Genomic DNA, 24505 nt, shown 5'->3' with positions numbered 1-24505 from the left:
CCGCCCCCTCGGCCGGCTCCGCGTCCGGAGCGGCGGCGGGACGTGAGCCCGAAACTCACCGCCCGCCCGGTCCTGCACGCCACGAAGGGTAAGCCCCTTGCTGTCGCGTCCCCGCGGTCTCTTCTTCTGGCTGGTCGTGATCATCGTCCTGTTCTTCATCGCGACCGCTCCCGTCGCCACCGCCCACGCGATCCTGGCCGTCTCGCGGGCGGTCATCACCCTCTTCACCGGGCTCAAGACATTCATGAGCGTGCTCACCACCCCCCGGTGACGGCGATCGGCCGGCCCGGTACCGCCCTCGGCCTCGCCCCTCGTCCCGAAGCGGGTCGGAGTCCGTTTTCCCCTCGCGCCGAGGCGGCCTGAGAGTCGTCCGGAGCAAAGGAGTTCCTCGGTGCGGTTTCCCCACAACGCCTTACGACGCGCGCTCGCCGCCGTGTCCCTGGCGACGGCCACCGGATGCGCTTCGTTCAGCGCCACATACGTCGAGCCGGTCCAGCAGCGGCCGCCCGCGGTTCCGTCGCCGGTGTCCGGCATGAGCGGGGCGAGCACTCAAGCGGCCCCCGCCGCGTCGTCCTCGCGGTCCTCGGCCCCGTCCGCCGGTGCGGCGCGGCCGGGCCCACCGCCCGCCGCCGCATCCGCTCCGGCCCGCGGCACCCCGCAGGCGCCGCCGACGCACAGCCGAGACGTCCTGTCCCAGCACTCCGTGACGCCGCTCAGGCCCCTCCCGATCCCCCCGGGGACAGCGGCGCCCCACCGGGCCCCGGTGGCGTGCCGGACGAACCGTCGCCGCCCGGCCGGCCCACACCACCGTGCCGCCGGCCGGTCCCGGACGGCGGCACGCCGGTCGACCGTCCCGCGGCCGACGCCACGCCGCCCGCCTCCCCGTCCACCGGTGCCGACCCCGCGGAGCACGGCGTACCGGCCAACACCGCAGAAGACTGCGTATGACACGGCGTCAGCTCCGCTCCGGTGCCAACAGGGCGCTGATCGCGGCCGACGGCGCTCCCCCGCGCCCGAACGGGGCGGGCAGCCAGGAGAGCGCTCCGGCGAGGACGGCGGCCAGCACCTGATACGTGCAGTCCTGATCCGTGGCCGCGTCCCGCGCCCGGAACGTGGCCCCCGCGCGTATGTCGTCCGCCAACTCGCCGAAGAGGACGGGCCGGTGGGCGGCGGTGTCGTACAGCGAGCCGTCTTGGTGACGGGTCAGCTCACGCACCGCCCGGGCCGGCCGGGACGGCTCACGGCACGGGGCATCGTCACGCATCAGCGTATCCGGGGGCCGTCAGATCCCGGTGCCTTTACCGGCTACCGCCTGCCGGGTGCGGGCGCGGCCGGTCCGGGCGGCCGGCCGGTAGTCGTCGTCCTCGTCGGGCCGGACGGCGTCGCTCGCCGCCTTGCGCAGGTCGTACTCCAGGTCGCGGGCCCGGTCCAGGCACTCGTCGGTGAAGTCCTTCGCGTCGTCGAGGACGTCGCCGATGAAACGGATGAGGCCGCTTCGGCGGCGGCCCCTCGAACGGGTGGTCATGATTGGCCCCTTCTTCTGCGCCGGCTCGTCCCGGTCGGCGCGCGCGTGGGCAGGGGTGCCGTGCCCGTACGGGTTCTCGCGCGCGGGCCCGGCCACTTCTTTCATGACGACACGCCGAGCGGGCCGCGTCCAGGCTCGTACTGGTACGACCCGCGGCACTCGGACGCCGGGGGAAGGGCGTGGGGGCGTACGGCGTGACGGCCCGCCCTCCGCCTCCCGACGCGCCCCGCCCCCGGCCGGCACCACGCTCATGGGCGCCCCAGTGCCCCGGCACGAGGAAGCCGGGACGAGCCGGGTGGTGCGCGGTGGGGCCTCGGGCGGCACCTTCCCGCGCGAGCGTTCGCGGAGGTGCCGCCGTGCTTCCCCCCATCGGTGAATGCACCTGCCGCCCCGCATCCGGGCCGCTGGAGGCTGGGCATGCGCACCGTGGACGACAAAACCGGCCCCCGCCTCCCGGTGGTGGACGCCGGACCCGTAGCACGGCGGTCCCGACGAAGCCGCACCGAGCGGGAGCACGGTGTCGGTCACCGCACACGGGCCCGCCGGCACAGGCGGGGTCGCTGATCACCCCAGCGCGGAGGCCCCCATGCAGAACCCTCCTGGCAATATGACACACGTACCGCCACTCCTGGCGTCAGTGACAGGCCCGGAGGCCTTACGAGCCCTCCCGGTGGAAGCGCTGGAGGCGCTGGCGGAGGACATCCGGCGCTACCTGGTGGCGACGGTGTGCGCCTCCGGCGGCCACCTGGGCCCGAGCCTGGGCGTGGTCGAGCTGACGATCGCCCTGCACCGCGTCTTCCACTCACCACGCGACAGCGTCCTGTTCGACATCGGCCACCAGGCTTACGTCCACAAGCTCCTGACGAGCCGTCAGGAGGGTTTCGCGCGGTTGCGCCGGGCCGGCGGCCTGTCGGGATACTGCTGCCGCGCGGAGTCCGAGCACGATGTGATCGAGAACTCGCACGCCTCCACGGCCCTGTCCTACGCCGACGGCTTGGCCAAGGCCCGGGCCCTTGCAGGGGAGGGGGAGCGGGCGGTGGTGGCGGTCATCGGCGACGGCGCGCTCACCGGAGGGATGGCATGGGAGGCCCTCGACAACATCGGCGCCGCACCCCAGCGCCCGGTGGTCGTCGTCCTCAATGACAACGGCCGCTCCTACGCCCCCACCGGCGGCGCGCTCGCCGCCCACCTGGCCGGCCTACGCGCATCCGGCCCACACCCGGCCGCGCAGGACGACCTCTTCGCCGCGCACGGCCTGACCTACCTCGGGCCGGTCGACGGGCACGACCTTCCCGCGCTGGAGGAGGCGTTGCGCACCGCCCGTGCCCTGGCCCGCCCGGTGATCGTGCACGCGGTGACGGTCAAGGGCAAGGGCTATCCGTTCGCCGAGGCGGACGAGGCGGACTGCTTCCACGCCGTCGGGGTGATCGATCCGGTCACCGGCCGCGCCCCCGTCACCGCCACGCCGCCACAGCCGTCGGGCACGTGGACCGACGTCTTCGCCCAGGAACTGCTGACCCTGGCCGACGAGCGCCCGGACCTGGTGGCGATCACCGCCTCGATGCTTCGGCCCACCGGCCTGCACCCCATGGCCGTCGCCCACCCCGACCGCGTCTTCGACGTCGGCATCGCCGAACAGCACGCCGTCACCAGCGCCGCGGGCCTGGCCATGGGCGGCCTCCACCCCGTCGTAGCCCTCTACGCCACCTTTCTCAACCGCGCTTTCGACCAGGTCCTGATGGACGTGGCCCTGCACCGCCTGCCCGTCACTTTCGTCCTGGACCGCGCTGGCATCACCGGCCCCGACGGCCCCTCCCACCACGGCATGTGGGACACCACGCTCCTCACCCTCGTCCCCGGCCTGCGCCTCGCCGCCCCCCGCGACACCACACGCCTCAAGGAACTGCTGCGCGAAGCCGTCGCCACTGACGACGGCCCCACCGCCCTGCGCCTGCCCAAAGCCGCCACCGGACCCGACCTGGACGCCCTGGTACGGATGGACGGCCTCGACATCCTCCACCGCAGCTCCAGCCGGTCCCTGGACGTCCTCCTCGTCACCGCCGGCCCCACCGCGGCCGCCGCCGTCGAAGCGGCCCGACGGCTGGAGGGCGAGGAAGGAATCGGCTCCACAGTGGTCGACCCCCGCTGGCTCACCCCTCTCAACCCCGCCCTCGTCCACCTCAGCGCACGCCATCACCTCGCCATCACCGTCGAGGACAACACCCGCACTGGCGGCTTCGGCTCCCACCTCGCCCAGGCATGCGCCGACGCCGCCGTCACCGCTCCCGTGCGCTGCCTGGGCCTGCCCCGGGCCTTCATCCCCCATGGCACCCGCACCGCGCTCCTGGCCGAGACCGGGCTCGACGCCGACGGCATCATCACCGCCGTCCTCCACGCCCGCACCGACCTCGCCACCTATGACCTCACCCCCCTCACCCACCCCGTCAACGGCCGCCGGAGGCCGCGATGACCATCGACCTCGGCCTGCCCATCGTCCCCCCGAAGACACCGCGGCGCCGTCCGGCGCGACGGATCACCGTCGGTGACGTGACCGTCGGCGACGGCGCCCCGATCTCCGTGCAGACGATGACGACGACCACGACGGCGGATGTGGACGCGACACTGCGGCAGATCGCGGAGATCACCGCCGCCGGCTGCGACATCGTGCGGGTGGCCGTCCCCTCGCGGGACGACGCCGACGCCCTCCCGGCGATCGTCGCGAAGTCCCCGCTGCCGGTGGTGGCGGACATCCACTTCCAGCCCCGCTACGTCTTCGCCGCGATCGACGCCGGCTGCGCGGCGGTGCGCGTCAACCCCGGCAACATCAAGCGCTTCGACGACCGCGTCGCCGACATCGCCAAGGCCGCCTCGGCCGCGAAAGTGCCGATCCGCATCGGCGTCAACGCCGGCTCCCTCGACCCCCGCCTGCTATCCAAACACGGCGCCGCCACCCCCCAGGCACTGGTGGAATCAGCACTGTGGGAGTGCTCGCTGTTCGAGGAACACGGCTTCCAGGATCTGAAGATCGCGGTCAAGCACCACGACCCGATGACCGTGGTCGCCGCCAACCGCCTCCTGGCCGCCGCCTGCGACTACCCCCTCCACCTCGGCGTCACCGAAGCCGGCCCCGCCTTCCAGGGCGCGATCAAATCCGCCGTCGCCTTCGGCATCCTCCTCGCCGAAGGCATCGGCGACACCATCCGCGTCTCCCTCTCCGCCCCGCCCGTCGAACAGGTCAAGGCCGGCATCCACATCCTCCAGTCCCTCGGCCTGCGACCCCGCCAACTGGAGATCGTCTCCTGCCCCGGCTGCGGGCGCCTGCAAGTCGACATCCACAAACTCGCCGCCCAAGTCCAGGCCGCCTTCGACGGCTTCCCCCACCTCTTGCGCGTCGCCGTCATGGGCTGCGTCGTCAACGGCCCCGGCGAAGCCCGCGAAGCCGACCTCGGCGTCTCCTGCGGCAACGGCAAAGGCCAGATCTTCGTCGCGGGCGAAGTCGTGCGCACCGTCCCCGAACACCGCGTCGTCGACGCCCTGATCGAGGAAGCCCTCCGCCTCACCGAAGCACCCTCCCCCGAAACGAGTGACCCCACATGAACTCCGTCCTCGCCCCGACCGCCGAACCACCGGACCTGGCCCGCTTCCGCGACCAGGTCGAGGAGGTCCTGGTCCGCTTCCTCGACGCCAAACGCGCCGCCGCACACGCAAGCGGCCTGCCCGCCGAAACCACCGAAACCCTGGCCGACTTCATCCTCTCCGGTGGCAAACGCCTGCGCCCGGTGCTGTGCCTGCTCGGCTGGTACACCGCCACGACGAAACCTCCACCCGCGCCGGTCGTCCGCGTGGCCGCCGCCCTGGAGATCTTCCACGACTTCTGCCTCATCCACGACGACGTCATGGACCACTCCGACCTACGCCGCGGCCACCCCACCGTCCACCGCGCCCTAGCCGCCCACCACCGGCACGCCCACCCCTCGGCCGCCGTCGACGAACTCGGCGCCCACGCCGCCGTCCTCATCGGCGACCTCGCCTTCGTCTGGTCCGACGAACTCCTGCACACCGCCGGGCTGACTCCGGCGCAGACGGAGGCCGCCTGGCCGCTGATCGACGCCATGCGCGCCGAAGTCGTCCACGGCCAGTACCTCGACCTCATCCAGGGCATCGCACCCGGCACCGACCTCGACGCCCCCCTGCGCGTCATCCGCTACAAGACCGCCAAATACACCGTCGAACGCCCCCTGCACATCGGCGCCGCCCTCGCCGGCGCCGGCTTGGCCCTGCGCGAGGCACTGAGCGCCTACGCCCTCCCGCTCGGCGAGGCCTTCCAGCTCCGCGACGACCTCCTCGGCGTCTTCGGCGACCCCACCCACACCGGCAAACCCAACCTCGACGACCTCCGCGAAGGCAAACACACCCTCCTCATCGCCCATGCCCTGCACAAGGCCGACCCTCGCCAACGCACCCTCTTGCACGCCGCTTTGGGCGACCCGGACCTGGACAAGCGGACCGCCGCCCGCGTCCGCGACATCCTCACCACCACCGGCGCCCGCGCCACCGTCGAAGAACTGATCCGCGACCGCCAACGACAAGCCCTCACCGCCCTCGCCGACCTCCCCGCACCACCCCCGGCCCGCCACGCCCTGTACGACGTCGCCCTCGCCGCCACCACGAGGCGGTCATGACCCGCCGCCGGGTCCTGCTCGCCTCACCACGCGGCGTATGCGCGGGAGTCGACCGCGCCATCGACACCGTCGAGAAGGCCCTGGAGCAGTACGGGCCGCCGGTCTATGTGCGTCATGAGATCGTCCACAACAAATACGTGGTGAAGACCCTGGAGAAGAAGGGCGCGATCTTCGTCGACGAGACGTTCGAGGTGCCCGAGGGCAACATCGTCATCTTCTCCGCGCACGGCGTCGCCCCGACCGTCCACGAGGAGGCCGCCCGCGGGATGCTGGCCACGATCGACGCGACCTGCCCGCTGGTCACCAAGGTCCACAAGGAAGCCGTCCGCTACGCGCGCGAGGACTACGACATCCTCCTGATCGGCCACGAGGGCCACGAGGAGGTCATCGGCACCAGCGGCGAGGCCCCCGACCACATCCAGCTCGTCGGCGGCCCCGACGACGTGGCGAACGTCGAGGTCCGCGACCCGGACAAGGTCGTCTGGCTCTCCCAGACCACCCTCTCCGTCGACGAGACCATGGAGACCGTCGGCGCCCTGAAGAACAAGTTCCCCAACCTCCTCTCCCCGCCCAGCGATGACATCTGCTACGCCACGCAGAACCGCCAGACCGCGGTGAAGCAGATAGGCGCCGAGGCCGACCTCGTCATCGTCGTCGGCTCCAAGAACTCCTCCAACTCCGTGCGCCTGGTCGAGGTCGCCCTCGGCGCCGGCGCCCGCGCCGCCCACCTCGTCGACTACGCCGAGGAGATCGACGAGACATGGCTGGAGGGCGTGAACACCGTCGGCGTCACCTCCGGCGCCTCCGTCCCCGAGATCCTCGTCGAAGGCGTCCTGGAATGGCTCGCCGCCCGCGGCTACGAAGACGTCGAGGCCGTCACCGCCGCCGAGGAATCCATCGCCTTCTCCCTCCCCAAGGAACTCCGTCGCGGCCTCCGCGCGGAGGCCGCCGCTGACGGACGACGGCACGGCCAGGCGGCGACTGGTCGGCGCCGAGGCCCGCCGGTACGGCGCCCGTAGTGCCGGCCCGCGAGTACGACGCCTCGGTCCCGGACCGGGCCAAGGACCTGGTGCCCGATGCGGAATCCAGTCCCGGCCCGCTGCCGGCCACGGTGGTGGCCGACGCGGGCGTCGACCTCGACGGCACGCACCACATCCGCCGCAACGCGGCCCGCTCCCTGACGTGCCACGGCCACATCGGCACCGGTGGACCACAAGCAGAGGTATGTGGAACTGCGACGTTCAGGCGAGCAGTTCGAACAGGGGGCCCAGCGCCGGGCATGGCGCCGTGTCGAGCCGGGGCGGCGGCACCGGTGTACGGTGCTCCTCCGGCAGAAGCGGCCGCATCGGATTGGTGCCGCTGGCGTACCGGGTGGTGTAGAGGGCCCAGTCCATGTTGCCACGCAGCATCCAGTCGAGTTCGTCCAGGAGAGTGCGGGTGGCTTCGCCGACCTGAGGCCTGATCTTCTCTCGCAGTCGCAGGAAGAGCTCCATGACGAGATTGACGAGTTCCACCGCCGGGGGCCCGGCCTCGCGCGGTGGAATCCCCAGATCGTGCGCGACGGCGTTGATGAGGTTGTACGCCTCGCCGGGACCGTCATTGGCCCATCCCGCGAAGTCGAGGTGGAGATGGCCCAAAGTGCCGGTGAGGCGATAGAGACCCTGCAGGAGAGGATGTTGTCGTTCGCTCTCCGGAATGGTCAGCCGATTGCAGACCTCCTCCATGGTCGCGAAGGCTCCCGTGTACTTCGCGCCGCTCAAAAGCCGTCGAATGTACTCGTCCGCCCCGCAGTGTTCCGCGCGGACCGCGTAGCCGATCTCAGTCGCCGTCTCGCGCAGCCCACGCTCGAGGCCCTTCATCACTCCACGGACGGCCGCCGGCGGCGCATGCTCCTCACCGTAGCGGCGCAGCGCCCAGATGTAGGCGGTCAGCGGGTGCAGGCGGTCAGGATCGGGGATGTCGAGAGGGGTGAGGAGAGCGTGCCGTTGCTGCGGCGCGACCTCGGCGTACCGCTGCTGCCGGTCCTGTACGGTCCCCCGGTCGTAGAGGTCGTCGGAGAGCAGGGTCCATGATGATACGGCGCTGAACCAGACGCGCAGATGCCGGGGAACGCGTGGGTTGAGGCACATGTTCGCTGAATAGGCGCATGAGTCGAGGATGTCGTGATCCCGTGCGCCGACATACCCGGTGTAGGGCCGAGCCCATTCCCGAGTGCCTTCGACGACGTCCTCGTAATCGTGGGAGTAGTCGAGTGGGGGAAGCGGGAAGTACAGGCGCAGCTCGTCGGAGGGCTGGTGGTCACGCATCCGCAGAGGTTCCGTAGCCGACATGTCGTCTTCCTTTTCGTGCGGGGTGCTGTTGCCGGCCCTTGCCGGTGGTGAGGTGTCCACGGGTCTTTCGCGCGTACACCGAGCCGGCGTGGTCGTTCGGCTCGGACGTACCGGTTTGGCCCGCGGCTCCCCCGTGCCCGCGGTCGTGTGCCCCTCGACGCCCACGCCTGGACCGCCTGCACGGGCCGAACCGTGGCCGTCTTCGGTGGAGGCCGGTGCTGGTCAGGGTGTTTTCTCTGCCTAGGTGTCACTGACCGGTGGTGCTGTGGTCGGCCGTGCGGAAGCGCGGGGGCGGGCGAGGGCGCGCAGTGCGTAGATGCTCGGGAGGATGGGGAAGTCGATGAGGATGAAGCGGGGCGAGTAGGTGTCGGGGGGTGCGGTGAAACCGCCGTCGGGGTTTTGGGCGTTGAGCAGGTAGGTAACCGCACGGGCGGCTGCCGGATGGTCCGGGCGGGTCCTGGAGAGGGTGCAGAGTGCGAAGGCGGTGCTGGTGGGATCGCTGGGCTCCCCAGGCTGCCGGCCCCAGCCTCCGTCGGAGTTTGGGCGGCTACCGAGGAAATCGGTGCTGCGGCGGACGGCGTGGCGTGCCGCCTGCTCCGTAGGCGGCTGTAGACGGCCGTAGGTGATGGCGCTCTGCATGCCGAGGCACGCGCGCAGGATGACGTTGGCGTCGCTGGCACTCCAGTTGAGGGAGAAGCCACCGTCGGCGTGCTGCTGGTCGATGATGAACCGCACAGCGCGCTCTACTTGAGCGGTGTGGATCGGCTGGGTGGACAGGATGGTGGCGGTCTCACCGGTGATGGAGGTTTCCGAAGGGTTGCCGTGCTGATAGTTGGGGACGCCGCCGTCGGGGTTCTGCATGCGGCACAGGTAGGGGTAGCCGCGCCGTAGGTGCTCGGTGTAGCGGGGGTGGGGGGCCGATTGCAGCGCCTCCATGACGAACGACGTGGTCTCGACATCCGTCTGCGTGGTGGCCGCGTTGTAGACCCAGCCTCCGGTGGCGTCCTGGCGGGCGGCCAGCCAGTCGGTCATGCGGTCGAGGAGGGCCGGGTTGGCGCCGGCCTCGGCCAGTGCCGTGGCGGCGAGGGCGGTGATGGTGACGTTCATGTCGGAGCAGAGGCTGAATCCGCCGTCGGGTCGTTGGGCGGCCAGGAGCGCGGCGAGCCCGTTCAGGGTCTGCTGTTGGTAGGCGGGGAACCTCTGGAGCGCGGTCAGGACCATCAGGTGGACCAGTATGTTGCCTTCCCAGATCCGGTCCGGCCGCAACAGGGAGGCCAGCAGCCCCAGATCGTCGTGCCGGATCCATTCACCCTGTTTTCCAAGAGCGCGGGCGAGGATCACCTTGCACGCCGTCATCTCCACCTGTTTCCAGACCTGAAGGTCACCTGCGTCGAAGATATCCGGCGGCGTCGGAGTCACCTCGTCGATCGCTCCGACCGCGTAGAGCACCGCCTCCAGCAGTACGCGCTTGCGGCCGGCGGTGAAGTGATCGATGTCTTTGGTGATCTCCCGGACCAGACCGGATCCGTTCGGCACGGGGAGGCCCAGCGCCGCTGTGGCCAAGACGGCGTCAAGCCGGGACGCGGCGGATGCACGTGCCTTCTCCAAGTACGCGCGCAGCGGTTGCCGGACGTCAGGCCCGATCCCGGGTGCGTCGAGGAGGCGCAGGGCGAGCGCCGATTCCAGGACCCGGCTTTCACAGGGCGAGTCGACGCCACCGTCAGGATCGACCCATCCGGTCAGATGCTCGATGAGGCGCTGCCGACAGGCGCGGAGCCGCCGGATTTCCTCCTCGGACCTCACCGCGCCCATGACCGATCGCCCTCACAGAGAACTCGCTCCGTTCGACGGGTCGTTCCAGGGTGCCCTGGAGCAGGTGCTCCACGGACGAAGAGATCAGGTTTCACAGAACGCTCCTCTCGTGCCGCCACGTGTGGTGCCGTACTGCTCGACTTCCCGGGCAACGCGAAGATTCGGTGCCCTTCGGCTGCTGTGACCGCTTGTACGTCGTCGTGGCGCGTGGTCGGCCACATCGTGGGCAATGGGCCGGAGGTGACGGGCCGATCGTGTGTCGCACACGACAGCCCCCATACCTGTGAATTCGCTGGACCAGTAAGGTCATGTGCGATCGGCCGACACAGCGACGAGTGCCGGCACGGTGAGGCGGGCCGCATGGGAGGAGTGCGGGCGACGACAACACCTCGCCGGCCTCGCCCCCGAGTTGCCTGACGGCGATCCCTCCGCTCCAGTAGCCCGCCCGAGGCGCATACCTTCACCACACGAACAGCGGCGCATGTCCAGGCCGGTGCGGAAAGGCACCCCCCTCCTCCGGCAGGACCCGCGCAGGGCCTTCGGGACCGCCTTGGGTATCAGCGGCCCCGGCGCATGCGTCGCATTGTCCGGTACGGACTCCGCATGGAGATTCTCTCCGCCGTGATGCATATCGTTGGTCGCCAGTGGGCCCATGGGCAGGGCGCCGTGAGGGCATGCACCCGGCCGAACCCTCACCGTTGACCAGTTCCCATGCATGCTGCCGGGTCCGCGAGCGGTCCCTACGGGGCGTGGGGGTGTCCACCGTTTCAATATGCCCTGCTCTCAGCGGACGATATGCGGGCAACCGAGCGCACTCGCCGCTGGGAGGGAGGCGCGGCGGTGCCTCCGTGGACGCCGTTGTGCCCCGCCCGACGACTGGCGCGGCGGCGCGCACCACCCGGACCGAAGTCGACCGTCCGCGCCGGAGCGTCGGCACGTCCGCGAGCGTGGCATCGTCAGGTGCTCGTACACGTCGGTCAGGCGTCGGACCCCATGCCATATGCACGGTCTCGAACCGGAAGCCGGTATTGGCCCCTATGGCGTCGAGGAGCACACCCGGTACGGCATACACGCTCGCGGCAGCGGTGAATCGGGGCGTCGCGCGCCAAGGGCGGGGGTAGGTCGCTCTCGGCCATGACGGGGCGTCAACGTGTGCGGAAATCGGCGCCAAAGGGACTCGGCGGCAACGCTCACGGACCGTCCGAGTTCCCGGTCTCGTCGTGCGCGTACGGCGAGGACAAGGGGCTTCTACCCGGCCTCGTCGTAGTGCTTGCTGTACCGGGGAAGGTTCCTCGCCCAGGGTTCGCAGTTGGCCATCCACTCCTGCAGCCGGTCGAGGAACGCCTCGAGGTCAGGATGGCACCCGACTCCCAGATGGGGCAGGCGGGCCCGCAGATCGACGAAGGCGTCGGCGTCGGCCCGGATGATCTCCGCGGCGGCATCGACGGCGTTCTGCAGGGTGCAGCCGCGTTCGGCCCGGATGACCGTGACGATGTTGGACACAGTGCCTTCGTGGAGATCCTTCGACACGGTCACGATATCCGTGTACCTCGCGATGTAGTCCGCGGCGATTCCCTGGAGGGTCTCGACGGCGGGGTGCGCGCGGATCCAGGAGGGAATGCAGAGCCGGTGGGCCAGGATGTCGAGTTCGAAGAGGGGCTCCGGGCCGCTCTTCACGACTTTGATGCGGCGGTACTCCGCCAACAATGGTGTTCGACCGCTCCGTTGAACGTCCATTTCCCACAGGCGGGCCGTCATATTGCGGTCGAAGTAGTGGGGGAGGCGGGAGTCCCTCCAGTCGGGACAGTACGCGTCCAATCGCTCCCTGAGGAACGCGGTCAAACGCGTCGGCACCGGATCGTCGGCCGCGACAGGCTCGCCGCACAAGACCCGTACGGTACGTCGGCAGAAGTTCACCGCTTCCGCGGTTTCCCGGAACGTGCCGTCGGGCCTGCGGTCGCACCAATGGTCGCTTGTGAAGTAAATCGCCCAGTACAGCTGCATAAGCCAGTTGCCCTCGGTAGTGAGTCGCGGGGACAAACGAGCCGTGAACTCGCCCAGGCGGAGCTCGGACAGCATCTCGGCCAGTCCAGGGTTGTCGTCGAGGTCGTGTACCAGAGCCGCGATGTCAAGCCCGACATCCTCGGCGGCCGGTTGCGGCTGGTCGCACGTGCCGGTGAAGGGGCAGTAGAGGTCGGGAATGGAGAAGCGGGTTTCGGCAGACATGGTCGTCCTTCGTTTGTCGCGGGCTGTGGGGCGTGTGCGGTAGTCCGTCAGGTGTTGTGGTGAGTGTGAGGGCGCGCGGTACGCAGATGGCGGGGAGGGCTTTGAAGTCGATGGGAAGGCCGCCGGGTGAGTGATCGTCGAGACGGGTCCCCCCGCCTGGGATGCCCAGGCGGGGGGGGCGCGCCTTCTGCTGCCTCGTGGTCTCGGTCGGCCACAACGAAGGCAGTGAGGACGAAGGCCGTGCTGGCACGCGGGCCGACGCTGCGGAGCGGTCTGTTCGATGAGCGGCCGTGGGCGGCTCTGGGCGGCTGCGGGTGATGGCGTCCCGCCGGCTGGTGGCAGGTATGCGGGGAGACCCCTATTGCATCGCCTACCTACGCGGCCGTCCAGGGGGCGCGAATGAGACTGGGACCCCCCACTTGCGCCCAAACAAGCCGTTTCATTTGGTGAGTCTGCGGTAGCAGATCAGGGATGCGACGATGCCTGCGAAGGCGAGGAAGTGCCTGGGTTTGTGTTCGTAGCGGTGGTGGAGCCTGCGGCAGCCGTTGAGCCGGGCGACGCTGCGCTCTACGCTCCAGCAGTGCCGGTAGAGCGCGAGGGCCTGTCGCTGGACCTGAGCGGCTTCGTGGGTCTTGCCGAGAAAGGTGTAGGCACCGCTGAGGTACAGCGGGAGCCGGCGGAGCGGGAAGGCGAAGGCGTCTTCGGTGTCGCCGCCGTTGGTCTGGTCGAAAAGCGCTCGTGCGCGGTAGATCGCCATCACCGTTCCATGGGCGTCGCCTTGACGAGCAAGGGCTCTCGCTTCAGCCGCCGCGGCGAGGGCGGGGGTGACACACGAGTGGCGGTGCCACGGGGCCAGGTTCTCGAGAAGAGCCGCTTGCGCTCTCCGGTGGCCTCGTTTACGCAGCGGTCGTCCACCCGGGGTGCGGTGACCTTCACCGGGCCGGCCGCGGTGACAAGGGTTGAATCCGGTAATGACCATTGCGGACCATCAGGAGGTGCCCCACGCTCGTCCCGCTCAGCTGCCATCTCGGCTAACTGATCGACGTCAGCTGCCTCGACATTTCCGGCTGTAATCCAGTACATGCCACTTTTTTGCGTCATTTCCCTATGGGCAGCCTCTATGCAGCATCGTCCGGACACTTCGGGGCTCCTCATGTGTCCGTTCGAGCGACATGCCGATCACTTCCTGGGGGTGTTGTCGGGGTGAGGTCCGCAGGCTGCTGGGCCTACGAGCCCGCGCCGGAGCAGGCCCGGCACGGCCAGGGTCGCCGGGTGGGTGGTGAGGTTCTGGACGGCTAGGAATCTGCGGTAGAGCAGCGGGTCGGTCTGGGCTCGGTCGACGATCCGGCGGACGGCCCGGTGGACGAGAGCGGCCGCGCTCGGGTGGGCGGTGTCCTGCCAGCCGACGTCGGCATAGGCGGCCAGATGCCAGGCGGTGCGGATGGTGGCCGAGGCGGCCCGCTGGAATGTGCGTCCCATGCCTGGGAGTTCACAGCGCGCGGAGGCCGCAGAGAGCAGCCGGCCGAGAAGTCGGCTCTGGAGTGCGGCGACGGTCATGCCCTGGGCGTAGACGGGGTTGAGGGTACAGACGGAGTCGCCGACGGCGAGTAGCCCCCGTGGCCAGCGGCGCATCCGGTGGTAGGGGCGCCAGACGTTGTCCAGGCCGCTGAACCGGTAGATCCCGCTGACCGGACGGGCTCGGTCGATCACCTCGACCAGGTAAGGATTGCGCAGGGCCGCCGCGTAGTCGCGGAAGCCCGGTTCGTCGCGGGGCGCCCGAGTACCTGCGGCCCCGATCAGGGCGAGCAGGAGGTGGCTGTCCTCGATCCGCGTAGCAGTGCCGCCGCGCGGATGATCGGGGGCGTAGGTGATCTCGGCGGTGACCTGCCAGTCAGGGACGTAATCCGGCGAGCAGGCGAACAGGCGTGAGGTGTAGGAAAGTTGTGACGCTACCCTGAGCGGGTCGGGAGGTGGCAGTCCGGCGGCGCTGAGCCAGTCGGCGAGCCGAGAGGCACGGCCGGTGGCGTCGACGACCAGGTCGGCGTGGTGCGCGCGGCCCGTGCTGTCCCGTACGCCGGTGACTTGTCCAGCCCTCCACAGCAGCGCTTCGGCCCGGGTGTTGCCCTCGGCCCGCACGGCGGGATGGCCGAGCACGCGATTGCGGACGGCCGCCTCGATCAGCGTGCGGCTCGCCGCGTGCAGGCGGAGGCCCGACGTCAGGGTGGGGGCCCAGCCGCTGGGCAGCATAACCCGGGCCTGCTCGCCGAAATCGAACTCGCGGGCGCCCCGGTGAGCCAACTCGGCTCCGAATCCCGGCAGTAGCTCCTCCAGGACCGCCGACCCCCGGTGCAGCAGCGCGTGCGGGTGGCGGGACTGCGGGGTGCCGCGACGGTGCGGGGCCGGGTCGCGGACCGGGTCCGGGTCCATGAGGGTGACTTCGCCCAGGTGCTGGGCCAGTACCCGGGCGGTAAGCAGGCCGGCGAACCCGGCCCCCACGACGATCGCGCGGCTCCCGCGCCAAGGTTGGTTCGGTTCGCGCACGGTGCACCGTCACTCTCGAAGGGCAGACCGGGATTGCGGCTGGGGCGGACGGGATTTCAATGCGGGAGGAACCAGTTGGGGAAGTCGGCCGGCAGGGGGCCAGTGCCGAGCAGCGGGGAGATCATATCGATGAGGGCCCAGGTGACAATGCCCAAGTTGGCGAGGGTGACCCCGGCCAGGGCACGCAGCCAAAGCCGGGCGCGGGGCCGGAAGCGGTCCTCTCCACGGAAGACAACCGGGGGTTTCCGGCTATGTTGGGCGTGGATCCAGACCCAGGCCACCGGGGTAGGGAAGAAAATCCCAGCGACCAATGACAACAGCGGGATCTGGTACCAATGCCCTGCGAACAACGACCATGACGGATCCGCGTAGGGGTACGCGTACACGGACATGACCACTACAAGCCAGATCTCGAAGAATGTGTCGATGATCAGGCCTGCCAGCAAGATGACGGGCGTCAGCTTGAGCACCCCCCACTGTGGCCTCCATCGACGGAAGCGGTTGACCATCCATACCTGGGCCCACACCCAGACGATCATGGGGACGTAGGTGAGCCCGGCGGAGGCAAGCAGGGTCTCGACGAGCGGCACATCGTGGTCGGGGCCCCACCCCGGGAGGTAGGGGCCCCAGCCGACGACGTTCAGCGCATAGCGGTTCTGGACGCAGACGATGCTGATTCCGTTGATGATCGGCGCGGCCCAGAAGGTCAGCGTGTAGCCGATGACCGCCGCGGTGTTGAGGGGCATCCCCCCGTCCTTCTTGCGGTCGCGCCAGGCCACCGCCCAGCAGGTGATGACGAGGGCGGCCATGAACCCCTGGGAGAGCCAGGCTTGTACCTTGCGTGCGGTGGAGATGGTGTAGTCGCCGTCCGGAGCCGCGTGAATCCCCGTGTCGGCGATCCACTGCCCCAACACCGTGGCCTGGAAGGCCAGCAGGGCGAGCCCGAGCGCGGCCAGGCAGGTGATCGGCGTGACCCAGCGCCTTCGGGGAGTATGCGCGGGCGTGGGAACGGCCGTCGGTTCGATGGTGTCGTCCGTCATGACGGTTCACCTGCGGCGGAGGCCGTGACCGGGGCGTCGTTGAGACCTAGCCGGTGCAGAATCCAGTCGGTGAGGCCGGCGGGGGTCGGTTTGGTCCACAGCACAGCGGCGTCGATGGTGAGGTCCAGGGCGCGCTGGAGCCGTACGCGAAGTTGGGTGGCGCCGAGGGAGTCCAGGCCGAGCATGACCAGGGAGGTGGTGGGGGTGATGTGGATAGTGGTGCTGCCGAGGAGGTCGCGGACGGTGTCGATGATGTGGGTGTGCAGGAGGGCGCGGCGCTGCTGGTCGTCGGGGGCTTCGAGGAGGGCGGTGGCCAGGGCGGGGACGCCCTGTGCAGAGGCGCCGCGGTTCTCCCCGAGGATTTCGGTGAACAAGGCGGAGGCGGCCGCTTGGGGGTAAGGCGCGAGCCAGCGGCCCATGTCGATGGGTGAGTAGGTGATGTGGGTGTGACCGGCGGCCAGAATGCGGTCGAGAGCGTCGAGGCCGTCCGCTGGTTTGATCATGGTGAAGCCGCGTTGGGCCATGTGCTGTCCGGCGCCGACCTGGGCCCAGGCTCCCCAGCGGATGGCGGTGGCGGGCATGCCTTGGGCGGTGCGCCAGGCGACGAAGTCGTCGAGGAAGGCGTTGGCGGCGGCGTAGGCGGCCTGGCCCGGGGAGCCGAGCTGGGAGGCTTGGGAGGAGTAGACGACGAAGAAGTCCAGCGGCTGTGCGGCGGTGGAGTGGTGGAGCTGCCAGGCGCCTTCGGCTTTGCCTCGCCAGACGCGCTGGATGAGGTTTCCGGTAAGGGTGTCCAGGGTGGCGTCCTCGACGACGGCGGCGCTGTGGATGACGCCGCGCAGCAGGTGGCCGTCGCGGGTGGCCTCGGCCACGGCGCGTTGGGCGGTGGGGGCGTCGGCGATGTCCCCGGTGACAACGGTGACCCGGGTGCCGGTAGCACGGAGACCGTCGAGGTGGGCGGCGGCTACTTCGGTGGGCTGGGAGCGGGCGATGACGACGACATGGGCGGCCCCGCGCTGGGCGAGCCAGCCGGTGGTGAGCAGGCCGAGGCCGCCGAGCCCGCCAGTGACCAGGTAAGCGCCGTCAGGGTGGATCATGCACTGTTCACTGCCGGTGTCGTGGTGGGGTGTCGGCGGCGTGGTGTGCAGGCGGAGCAGGTGGCGCCGGCCTGCCTGCCAGGCGACTTCCCGGACGGTAGCGTCTTCGCTGAGGAGTTCCGCGGCGAGCCGGCTGGTGGCGGCGGGGGCGTCGGCGGTGACGATGCTCGCGGCGAGCTGGGGGTACTCATAGGTGGCGGTGCGCAGTACGCCGCGCAGTCCGGCGGTGCGCAGGGAAGGGACGGCGCCGGTCGACACGGCCACCCACACCCGGGGTGCGTCCGGTTGCGCGGCGAGGGTGCGCAGGACGGTGCACAGGCGTAGCACGCGTTCCCGGGCGGCGTGTGGGGGTGCGATATCCGCTCCTGGGCCGATGGCGAGGATCACTCCGGTCAGGGCGGGCGGGAAGATTGCGGCGGTTGGCTGCTGTGCGAGCGGTAGGGCGGTCTGGTGGACGTCGGCGCCCTGCGTGCTCAGGTGCTGCGTGAGTCGGGGTGCCCAGGGGTCGCCTTCCTCGGCGAGGACCAGCCAGGTGCCGGGTTGGGCCCGGGGAGGGGCGGACTGTTCGGCGGGGGTGAGGGCGAGGTGGGAGAGGCGGGCGGTGAACCGTTCGGCGGGTGGGGTGATGTTGGCGAGGCGGACGCCGGTGATCCGGGCGAGGACGTGTCCGTCCGCATCGGCGAGGTGTCCGTCGGCGGTGCAGGTGCGTTCGTCCGCGCTGGTCAGGTGCATGTGGGCCTGGCGGGCGTGCTGGGTGGGGCCGAAGAGTTCCACCCTGTCGATGCCGGCGACGACGACCGGTCCGGGGTCGAGCTGGTAGCGCAGCCGCCATGCGGCGGAGGCGGTCTGGATCGCGGTGTCGAGCAGCACCGGGTGCAGGCGCATCATCCAGGCGGAGATCCGGGCCGTGTCGGGGATGCGTACGTCCGCCAGGACTTCGTCGCGTTCGGGGTTGAGGCGCAGGCGCTCCAGGCCGGTGAAGGCGGGGCCGTGCACTACCTGGTGGCGTTGCCGGAGGTAGGTGTAGAAGTCGGTGACCGAGATATTCTCCCATGCCTGGAGGTCGAGAGTGTCCGCCGTGATAGGCCGGGCTGGTGGTACGGCTACGGCGGTGGCGTGGGCGTGGGTGACCGGGGCGGCGCCGGAGTGGGAGCGTACCCGCACGTCCACCGTGCCCTGCGTGGTGGCAGCCTGCACGGTGACGTCCGGTTCCGGATCCAGCAGCAGCGGTGCGCTGAGCTGCAGGCCGGTGAGGGCGACGTGGTCGGTTCCGAGGGCCTGGGCTGCGGCGGCGAGCAGCATCTCGGTTAGCCCCGCGCCCGCCATGACGGGGGTACCGGCCACGCTGTGATCAGCGAGCCAGGGCACCCGCCCCGGGCCGATGGGTGTCTGCCACAAGTGGCGGCCGTCCTGGTCGGGGTCGGCGACGTGTCCGCCGAGCAGGCTGTGCTGGCGGGCGCCGACCAGATTCGGGGCGACCAACTCGTAGGGCGGTTCGGGGCGGTGGTGGGTGCGGTGCCAGGTGAAGGTGGGGGCCTCCACCAGGTTCCCCGGATACTGTCCAGCCCAGTCCAGTTGGGCGCCGGCGCAGTGGGCAGCGGCCACATGGGTGAGGAATGCCTCGGTGTCGTTGCTGCCCTTGCGCAGGCTGCCGAGGGCAACGGCATCGCTGATGTGGGCACGCGTGGCGATCTCGCCGATGGCCCGGACACCGAGGGGATGCGGGGAGCATTCGATGAACAGCCGGTACCCGTCTTCCAATGCGGCCGCGCAGGCGGTGGTGAAGCGCACTGGTTCGCGCAGATTCGTGGCCCAGTAATCGCCGTCCAGGGATGGGGGTGTGCGCGGGTCGGAGTAGGTGGTGCCATAGAACGAGATGGCCGGCGCGGTCGGAGTGACCTCGCACATCCGTTCACGGATCGAGTCGAGGATCGGGTCGACGTGGGCGGAGTGGGAGGCGTAGTCGACCCGGATCACGCCGGCGCCGATGTCACGGGCCTGCCAGGCAGCCACTAGGCCTTCAACCTGGTCGCGGTCGCCGGAGATGACGGTAGTGCCCGGCGCGGTCAGCACGGCCAGCGACACCTTGCAGGCTGCGGCCGCCGTGATGTCGGCGGTGACCTTGTCCGCACCGAGGAGGACGGAAGCCATCGCCCCGCCCTGCACGTTGAGGGCGAGCTTGGAGCGGCGGCAGCTGACCTTCACCCCGTCCTCCAACGACAGGCCCCCGGCCACCACGGCGGCGCTGATCTCACCGAGAGACAGGCCGATCACGGCGGACGGGGTGATGCCCCAGGACCGCCACATCGCCGCGAGCCCCAACTGCACGGCAAGCAGTACCGGTTGAATCTTGTCGTCGCCGACCAAGAGCTCCGGTTCTGCCAGCATCCGGCGGACGGAGAAGCCCGCCTCCACCTGCACCAGTGGTTCGAGTTCGTCGACGATGGCGGTGAACACCGGATCGGCATCCAGCAGCTCGCGGCACATCCCGGGCGACTGTGAGCCCTGCCCGGTGAAGACGAAAACCGGCCCGGCATGCTCGGGCGGCAGCACCGGACGGCCGGTAACCACCGCGACCCCATCACCCTGAGTGAACGCGCGCAACCGCCGGACGAGTTCACTCGGATCGGCGGCATATACGGCGAGGCGTTCGGTGGCGTGCATCCGGCGCACAGCCAGCGTATGTGCCAGGTCCGCAAGCGGCGGCCGGTGCTGCTCGACCGCGTCCGCCAGCCGCCCGGCCGCCGTGGGCAAGGCCGGCGGGGAAGCCGTCGACAGCAAGAACAGCCGGGGCACCGCACCCTGCTGGGTGCTTGGCCCCCGCGCCCGGTGGCCGGCCGAGGACACGGGCGGCTGCTCGACGATCACGTGCGCGTTGGTCCCGGCCAGCCCGGAGGAACATACGCCCGCAAGACGCCTGCCACCGTCCACCGGCCACGGCATGGTCTCAGTCGGCACAAACAGCCGCGAGCCCGGGTCGACCTCGATGGAGGGGTGCCAGGCACGGAAGTTGAGGTTGGCGGGGATCTCGCCGTGATACACGCTGAGCACCGCCTTGATGAGCCCGGCGATCCCGGCGACCGGCTCGGAGTGCCCGATGTTGGTCTTGACCGAACCCAGCGCACACGGCGTGACGCCCTTGCCGTAGACGGAGTTGACCGTCGTGTACTCGATCGGATCACCGACCGGCGTCCCGGCACCGTGCGCCTCCACCAGCCCCACATCGGCCGGATCCACCCCGGCGCGGGCGAGCGCGAGCCGAGCCGCCTCCTGCTGCATTACTGTCGACGGCGCGGTCATCCGCTCCGACTGCCCGTCACTGGTCACCGCCGACCCGCGCAGCACCGCAAGCACCCGGTCCCCAGCACGCACCGCGTCCCCAAGGCGCTTGAGCAGCACCATGCCGCAACCCTCACCGCGTACGAACCCGTCCGCCCGCTCATCGAACGCGAAACACTTCCCCGTGCGGGAGGTCAGCCACTGCGCCTCGTAGTGCAGTGTCTCCGGCGACGTCATCAACATCACCGCCCCGGCGAGCGCCATTTCGCACTCCCCGACGGCCAGGGCGCGGGCGGCTTCGTGCACTGCCACCAGGCCGGACGAGCACAACGTCTCGATCGCCATCACCGGGCCCCGCACATCGAGGGCGAAGGCGATCCGGCCCGGGGCGTTGCCGGGGTGGCTGCCGAAGATGTTCAGCCCGTCGATCCAGTCCCGCACCGGGCGCGCCGAACTCATCAGCGCGTCCACCGCATACATCCCCAGATACACCCCGGTCCGCGAACCACGCACCCGGTCGACCGGGATACCCGCGTGCTCGACGGCTTCCCAGGCCACCTCTGTGGCCAGGCGGTGCTGTGGGTCGACCACCACCGCCTCCTGTGGCGACGCGGACAGCGCGGACGGTTCCCATGCCCAGATGTCCCCGTCGACGAAACAGCCCCGTACGAATTGGTCTGCATCATCCGGGTGTTGATACGACTTCAGCTCTGCCGCGTCCCACCGGTCCGCCGGCACCTTGCCGACCGTGTCCGTGCGGTCCAGCAGCAGCCTCCACAACGCGGCCGGGGAATCGGCCCCGCCCGGAAATCGGCAGCCGACCCCAACGACCGCGATCGGCTCCGCACCCGACCCCGACATGCCACCCATCCCCGCCTATTCGGCGATCGCCGTGCTGTAGCAGAACCGGAAGACCGGCACCTCGCGGCCCTCGCCCCACTCGGTTTCACCGGCGGGCTCGAACCGGTGGTGACGCCCGTAGAAAGAGAGCACGACCGGCGACGCATCCGCCGCCGTGTCCTCCGGCATCCGGTACAGCCGCGGCAACTCCGGAGGACCACCCCGCAAAGCCACCGACCGCCCCGAACCCGGTGCCGTCTCGATCGCCATTTCGCCACCGTCCTTCCGCTTGTGCGGCCTCGATCCCCGCACATCCACGTCATACACACGATTCATCTCTCATCCTCCATTTGGAACGCAAAGGCCAGCGGCAGGCCAGGCGTATCCGCCGAGCACAGGTGGCAGTCGATGTGCGGACCCGGTCACCATGCGCCGGGCGCCAACGCCTCAGAAGCGACCCGAACCGGCCGCCTTGACCTGCCCGCGCGCTGGAACACAGCTCCTGGCCCGGAACGGAAGACGACCCCATCTGGGAAGGCGGCAGCATCTGTTCCGCGAAACGGAAGAGATGCCATGAACGGGCAGTGAGGGGCTGCGTAGGGAAACAGGCGTGATCTTCCCTGAAGAAGTCATCCGGTGAGTACGACGGCTGTTCCCGCGATCGAGTCGGCGGTCAGTGTGTCGCTTGCCGAGGACAAGGTGGCGCCCAGGCCGCCGAGGCGAGGACGACAAGGGCCCAGTCCTCGGCGAACAGGCCGAGCCCTGTCGCCGCTGGGCGAGTCGCCGATGCTCGGTGAGGGATGGCGCGATGGGCCTTGTCCCGGCATGACGCACTCCGAGGCCGCCGTTGCGGTCCCAGCAGCCCATGTCCCGGTTCCCTTTGCGGTTGGGCACGTCAAGGACCGCGTTGTACGAGTCGCCGTAGAGCCTGTGGCGGTAGAAGGAGGCCTGATCATCGTGGACCAGGGCCCAAACGTGATTGCAGTTCTTGAACCTTCGTGCTGCGACAGCCTCACTGGAACCGTTCCAGGGCAGGACTTTGCCTGCCTGGCTGCCGGTGTTGACGACGATGTAATAGACCGTTCGCCCGTCCTCATTGTTCGACGAGGTCAGCTCTTCGCCGTTATCAGGTCCGGCTGCACAGCGAGTCGTGTCATGCCTCGGCGCACCAGACGGTGACGCCACCGTATGCCGCCCGGCTTGGGCAGCCGAACCGGTACCCTCCCGACGGCAGGGGCCACCCTCACCGGACGCACCACTGCCGGACCGCGGCGGCGCCCGCGACCAGCAGAGGGAGACGTCCAAACGACGGCGCAAGAATCGATCAGCTCCGAACCGGACCGTCCCGTCCGATAGCCGTGCACGAACACGGGCATGCCGCAGCCGCTGCTCGGTCGGCCGACGTCGGATCGCCCGGTGCCGCGCTCCCGGCTGCATGCACTCGATGAAGGTCAGTCGATCGGCTGGGTGTAGCGCGTCAGGAAGGCGCGTTCGTCCTCGGAGAGGCGGCGGGGTCGGCCGGTGTTGAGGTTGTAGGCGACGATCGTGGTTGTCGCCTCGGCGTACAGGCGATCGTCGTCTCTGATTTTGTAGGCGAGTTCGAAGGTTGCCGCGGCGCTTTTGGTGGCCCAGATGTGCACCTCGACCGGCTCGTCCCGGTAGTCCAGGGGGGCTCGGTACTCCACTACCGAGCGGGCCACGACGAACGCGTTCCGGCGACGGCCGTCCTCATCGGTGGGCAGCACTTGCCGAAACATCCTCGTACGGGCTTCCTCCATGTATCGGAGGAAGACGGCGTTGTTGATGTGGCCGTTGGCGTCAGCGTCAGCCCATCTCAGCGGGCAGGCGTAGGTGTACCTGTGCACGGGGGCTCACCACGATTACGTTGTGGACTTCACCTTGAGCCTGTTCGCCGGAGAGGCGTTGTTCACCGGAGGCGCGGACGATGATGTCCAGGGAAAGAGCGCGTCAGAGCCCGCCTGCAAGGAGGTTCTTGATGTCCACCCTCAAGAATTCCTCTTCGTACCCCCCGCTTTGCAGCGCCCAGTTGAAGGCGCCGGCCAGGACCGTGGTCAGGAGCTCCGCATAGGAGATCGCGAGGTCGAGGTCGAGGTCGAGGTCGAGTCCACTATCTCCGCATAGGGACGGTACGTCATCACGAAGACGCTGAATGTTCCGAAAAATCTCTTGGACCCTCTCGTACAAGCGAGCTTCGGCCTCTTCGTGACCCAGACCGTCATGCTGCTGCAAGATGAAGATGGAATTCGCCACACCTCCAGTAAGGGAATCTTTCTCGATTGATTGGATGTCATTGGAAAAGATGACGGCGTCATGGATGTCCTGCCGCATCTCTGCGAAGAGTGGCTGTTCGTAAATCTTTGCCGGCACCTCAAACCCGCGCGCAGCCTGAAGAGCTTCGAAGAACACGTTCATGGCAACACTCTTCCTGCGTGTCGCCATATACTTTTCCATTTTTGGGATTCCCGTGGTGTCGCGCATACGGATCTCTTCGACGCACCCGCGGAAAAACAATGTCCACGATACCCTGGCGTGGCCGGCGAAGTAGTCTGACATTCCCTCGGTGAGATGCCGCCAAAGATCGGCGAAGGCATGCACAAGCGGATGATGCGCGGCGGAGGTGTGCGAGGTGCGAAGAAAATCGCTAATCTGCCGGCACACTTCTCGGCCGAATCCCTCTCCAACTTTAGGACGGTCGAAGAAATCGTCCACAATCCCTGTGAAGTACATGGCCTGAATCTCCGGAATCATCTTCTCTCGGGGGAGACCGTGGCAGGACGAAGCGACGAACCAGGAGTAGTTGAGTACTTTATAGCGGGCGTCTGTTTTCGGATCGTCAGGCACGAATCCCAACCTTTTCACCCACGCGATTCCCCAGTTTTCGGCCCAGTCGCTGTCTTCTTTGTCCGGGGAGGGGCAGGTGAAGGGCATGTGGAAGTCACGGGGAGGCATGGGTCTCCTTACTGAGCGTTTGGTCCGTTGATTCGTGTTTGGTCCTGGGGTTTAGGCTCCGCGCCAGTTCGGGGTGGTTTCGCCGGTGAGGCGGCGGGTCATGAGGTCGATCATCGCGAGGTGGATCATGGCTTCGGAGCGGTGCGGGTGGGTCTCGTAGTCGCGG

Annotated in this window: 16 protein-coding genes and 3 pseudogenes; 5 read left to right on the top strand and 14 right to left on the bottom strand. The window is 69.3% G+C overall.

What is annotated here, in order from left to right; all coding sequences use genetic code 11:
* Positions 1-97: 97 nt before the first annotated feature.
* A complete protein-coding gene (locus ACZ4A5_RS22250; RefSeq protein ID WP_391836351.1) occupies positions 98-271 on the top strand; it encodes a hypothetical protein in 174 nt (57 codons plus the stop codon).
* A 684-nt stretch (positions 272-955) separates the two neighbouring features.
* Here the strand turns inward: ACZ4A5_RS22250 and ACZ4A5_RS22245 are convergent.
* Positions 956-1264, bottom strand: a complete 309-nt coding sequence (locus tag ACZ4A5_RS22245; RefSeq protein WP_467586703.1) for a polyhydroxyalkanoate synthesis regulator DNA-binding domain-containing protein — start codon at positions 1262-1264, stop codon at positions 956-958.
* An 18-nt stretch (positions 1265-1282) separates the two neighbouring features.
* Positions 1283-1525: a hypothetical protein gene (locus ACZ4A5_RS22240; RefSeq protein WP_467586700.1), complete on the bottom strand. Its 243-nt coding sequence runs from the start codon at positions 1523-1525 to the stop codon at positions 1283-1285.
* Between the two features lie 607 nt (positions 1526-2132).
* Here ACZ4A5_RS22240 and ACZ4A5_RS22235 point away from each other — a divergent pair.
* From ACZ4A5_RS22235 to ACZ4A5_RS22220, 4 genes are read left to right on the top strand one after another with little or no spacing between them, the layout of a single operon-like run.
* Positions 2133-3995, top strand: a complete 1863-nt coding sequence (locus tag ACZ4A5_RS22235) for a 1-deoxy-D-xylulose-5-phosphate synthase (RefSeq protein WP_467586903.1) — start codon at positions 2133-2135, stop codon at positions 3993-3995.
* Entirely contained in the window at positions 3992-5122 is a 1131-nt protein-coding gene (ispG, locus tag ACZ4A5_RS22230; RefSeq protein WP_467586697.1) for a flavodoxin-dependent (E)-4-hydroxy-3-methylbut-2-enyl-diphosphate synthase, read from the top strand. The genes ACZ4A5_RS22235 and ispG overlap by 4 nt, the downstream gene beginning before the upstream one ends.
* Complete coding sequence (locus ACZ4A5_RS22225) at positions 5119-6207, top strand: polyprenyl synthetase family protein (RefSeq protein WP_467586694.1); 1089 nt, start codon at positions 5119-5121, stop codon at positions 6205-6207. The genes ispG and ACZ4A5_RS22225 overlap by 4 nt, the downstream gene beginning before the upstream one ends.
* Positions 6204-7226, top strand: a complete 1023-nt coding sequence (locus ACZ4A5_RS22220; RefSeq protein ID WP_467586690.1) for a 4-hydroxy-3-methylbut-2-enyl diphosphate reductase — start codon at positions 6204-6206, stop codon at positions 7224-7226. The genes ACZ4A5_RS22225 and ACZ4A5_RS22220 overlap by 4 nt, the downstream gene beginning before the upstream one ends.
* A 222-nt stretch (positions 7227-7448) precedes the next feature.
* Here ACZ4A5_RS22220 and ACZ4A5_RS22215 read toward each other — a convergent pair whose 3' ends face one another.
* From ACZ4A5_RS22215 to ACZ4A5_RS22160, 12 genes and pseudogenes are all read right to left on the bottom strand, one after another.
* The gene (locus ACZ4A5_RS22215) at positions 7449-8513 is read right to left on the bottom strand and encodes a terpene synthase family protein (RefSeq protein WP_467586686.1); all 1065 of its coding nucleotides are present in this window, start codon (positions 8511-8513) and stop codon (positions 7449-7451) included.
* Between the two features lie 264 nt (positions 8514-8777).
* A complete protein-coding gene (locus ACZ4A5_RS22210; protein ID WP_467586683.1) occupies positions 8778-10349 on the bottom strand; it encodes a prenyltransferase/squalene oxidase repeat-containing protein in 1572 nt (523 codons plus the stop codon).
* A 1248-nt stretch (positions 10350-11597) separates the two neighbouring features.
* Positions 11598-12575, bottom strand: a complete 978-nt coding sequence (locus ACZ4A5_RS22205; RefSeq protein WP_467586678.1) for a terpene synthase family protein — start codon at positions 12573-12575, stop codon at positions 11598-11600.
* A gap of 439 nt (positions 12576-13014) precedes the next feature.
* Positions 13015-13167: pseudogene (locus tag ACZ4A5_RS22200) on the bottom strand (IS5/IS1182 family transposase); the annotation flags it as partial.
* Positions 13168-13407: 240 nt separating this feature from the next.
* Positions 13408-13607: pseudogene (locus ACZ4A5_RS22195) on the bottom strand (IS256 family transposase); the annotation flags it as partial.
* Positions 13608-13754: 147 nt separating this feature from the next.
* Positions 13755-15116, bottom strand: coding sequence for an FAD-dependent oxidoreductase (locus ACZ4A5_RS22190; RefSeq protein ID WP_467586675.1), 1362 nt, complete (start codon positions 15114-15116; stop codon positions 13755-13757).
* A 56-nt stretch (positions 15117-15172) separates the two neighbouring features.
* Positions 15173-16156, bottom strand: coding sequence for a spirocyclase AveC family protein (locus ACZ4A5_RS22185; RefSeq protein ID WP_467586672.1), 984 nt, complete (start codon positions 16154-16156; stop codon positions 15173-15175).
* Positions 16153-21390 carry a type I polyketide synthase gene (locus ACZ4A5_RS22180; RefSeq protein WP_467586668.1) on the bottom strand — a complete coding sequence of 1746 codons (5238 nt, stop codon included), beginning with the start codon at positions 21388-21390 and terminating at the stop codon, positions 16153-16155. Before ACZ4A5_RS22180 ends, ACZ4A5_RS22185 begins: the two co-directional genes overlap by 4 nt.
* Before the next feature lie 15 nt (positions 21391-21405).
* Entirely contained in the window at positions 21406-21639 is a 234-nt protein-coding gene (locus tag ACZ4A5_RS22175; RefSeq protein ID WP_467586663.1) for a DUF5988 family protein, read from the bottom strand.
* A gap of 1181 nt (positions 21640-22820) precedes the next feature.
* Positions 22821-23234: an acyl-CoA thioesterase gene (locus ACZ4A5_RS22170; protein WP_467586660.1), complete on the bottom strand. Its 414-nt coding sequence runs from the start codon at positions 23232-23234 to the stop codon at positions 22821-22823.
* Positions 23235-23337: 103 nt separating this feature from the next.
* The gene (locus ACZ4A5_RS22165) at positions 23338-24339 is read right to left on the bottom strand and encodes a terpene synthase family protein (RefSeq protein ID WP_467586657.1); all 1002 of its coding nucleotides are present in this window, start codon (positions 24337-24339) and stop codon (positions 23338-23340) included.
* 51 nt (positions 24340-24390) lie between these two features.
* Positions 24391-24505 (bottom strand): annotated as a pseudogene (locus ACZ4A5_RS22160) (IS5 family transposase); the annotation flags it as partial.

It is taken from the genome of Streptomyces sp. NPDC025618 (assembly GCF_055558795.1).
The sequence above is the reverse complement of the archived record's forward strand: the minus strand, read 5'-3'. Positions and strand labels throughout refer to the sequence as shown.

Excerpts from the sequence above, each read along its gene's own strand:
- ACZ4A5_RS22245 (WP_467586703.1), bottom strand. The coding sequence starts at position 1,264 with ATGCGTGACGATGCCCCGTGCCGTGAGCCGTCCCGGCCGGCCCGGGCG.
- ACZ4A5_RS22240 (WP_467586700.1), bottom strand. The coding sequence starts at position 1,525 with ATGACCACCCGTTCGAGGGGCCGCCGCCGAAGCGGCCTCATCCGTTTC.
- ACZ4A5_RS22235 (WP_467586903.1), top strand. The coding sequence starts at position 2,133 with ATGACACACGTACCGCCACTCCTGGCGTCAGTGACAGGCCCGGAGGCC.
- ispG (WP_467586697.1), top strand. The coding sequence starts at position 3,992 with ATGACCATCGACCTCGGCCTGCCCATCGTCCCCCCGAAGACACCGCGG.
- ACZ4A5_RS22225 (WP_467586694.1), top strand. The coding sequence starts at position 5,119 with ATGAACTCCGTCCTCGCCCCGACCGCCGAACCACCGGACCTGGCCCGC.
- ACZ4A5_RS22220 (WP_467586690.1), top strand. The coding sequence starts at position 6,204 with ATGACCCGCCGCCGGGTCCTGCTCGCCTCACCACGCGGCGTATGCGCG.
- ACZ4A5_RS22215 (WP_467586686.1), bottom strand. The coding sequence starts at position 8,513 with ATGCGTGACCACCAGCCCTCCGACGAGCTGCGCCTGTACTTCCCGCTT.
- ACZ4A5_RS22210 (WP_467586683.1), bottom strand. The coding sequence starts at position 10,349 with ATGGGCGCGGTGAGGTCCGAGGAGGAAATCCGGCGGCTCCGCGCCTGT.
- ACZ4A5_RS22205 (WP_467586678.1), bottom strand. The coding sequence starts at position 12,575 with ATGTCTGCCGAAACCCGCTTCTCCATTCCCGACCTCTACTGCCCCTTC.
- ACZ4A5_RS22185 (WP_467586672.1), bottom strand. The coding sequence starts at position 16,156 with ATGACGGACGACACCATCGAACCGACGGCCGTTCCCACGCCCGCGCAT.
- ACZ4A5_RS22180 (WP_467586668.1), bottom strand. The coding sequence starts at position 21,390 with ATGTCGGGGTCGGGTGCGGAGCCGATCGCGGTCGTTGGGGTCGGCTGC.
- ACZ4A5_RS22175 (WP_467586663.1), bottom strand. The coding sequence starts at position 21,639 with ATGGCGATCGAGACGGCACCGGGTTCGGGGCGGTCGGTGGCTTTGCGG.
- ACZ4A5_RS22165 (WP_467586657.1), bottom strand. The coding sequence starts at position 24,339 with ATGCCTCCCCGTGACTTCCACATGCCCTTCACCTGCCCCTCCCCGGAC.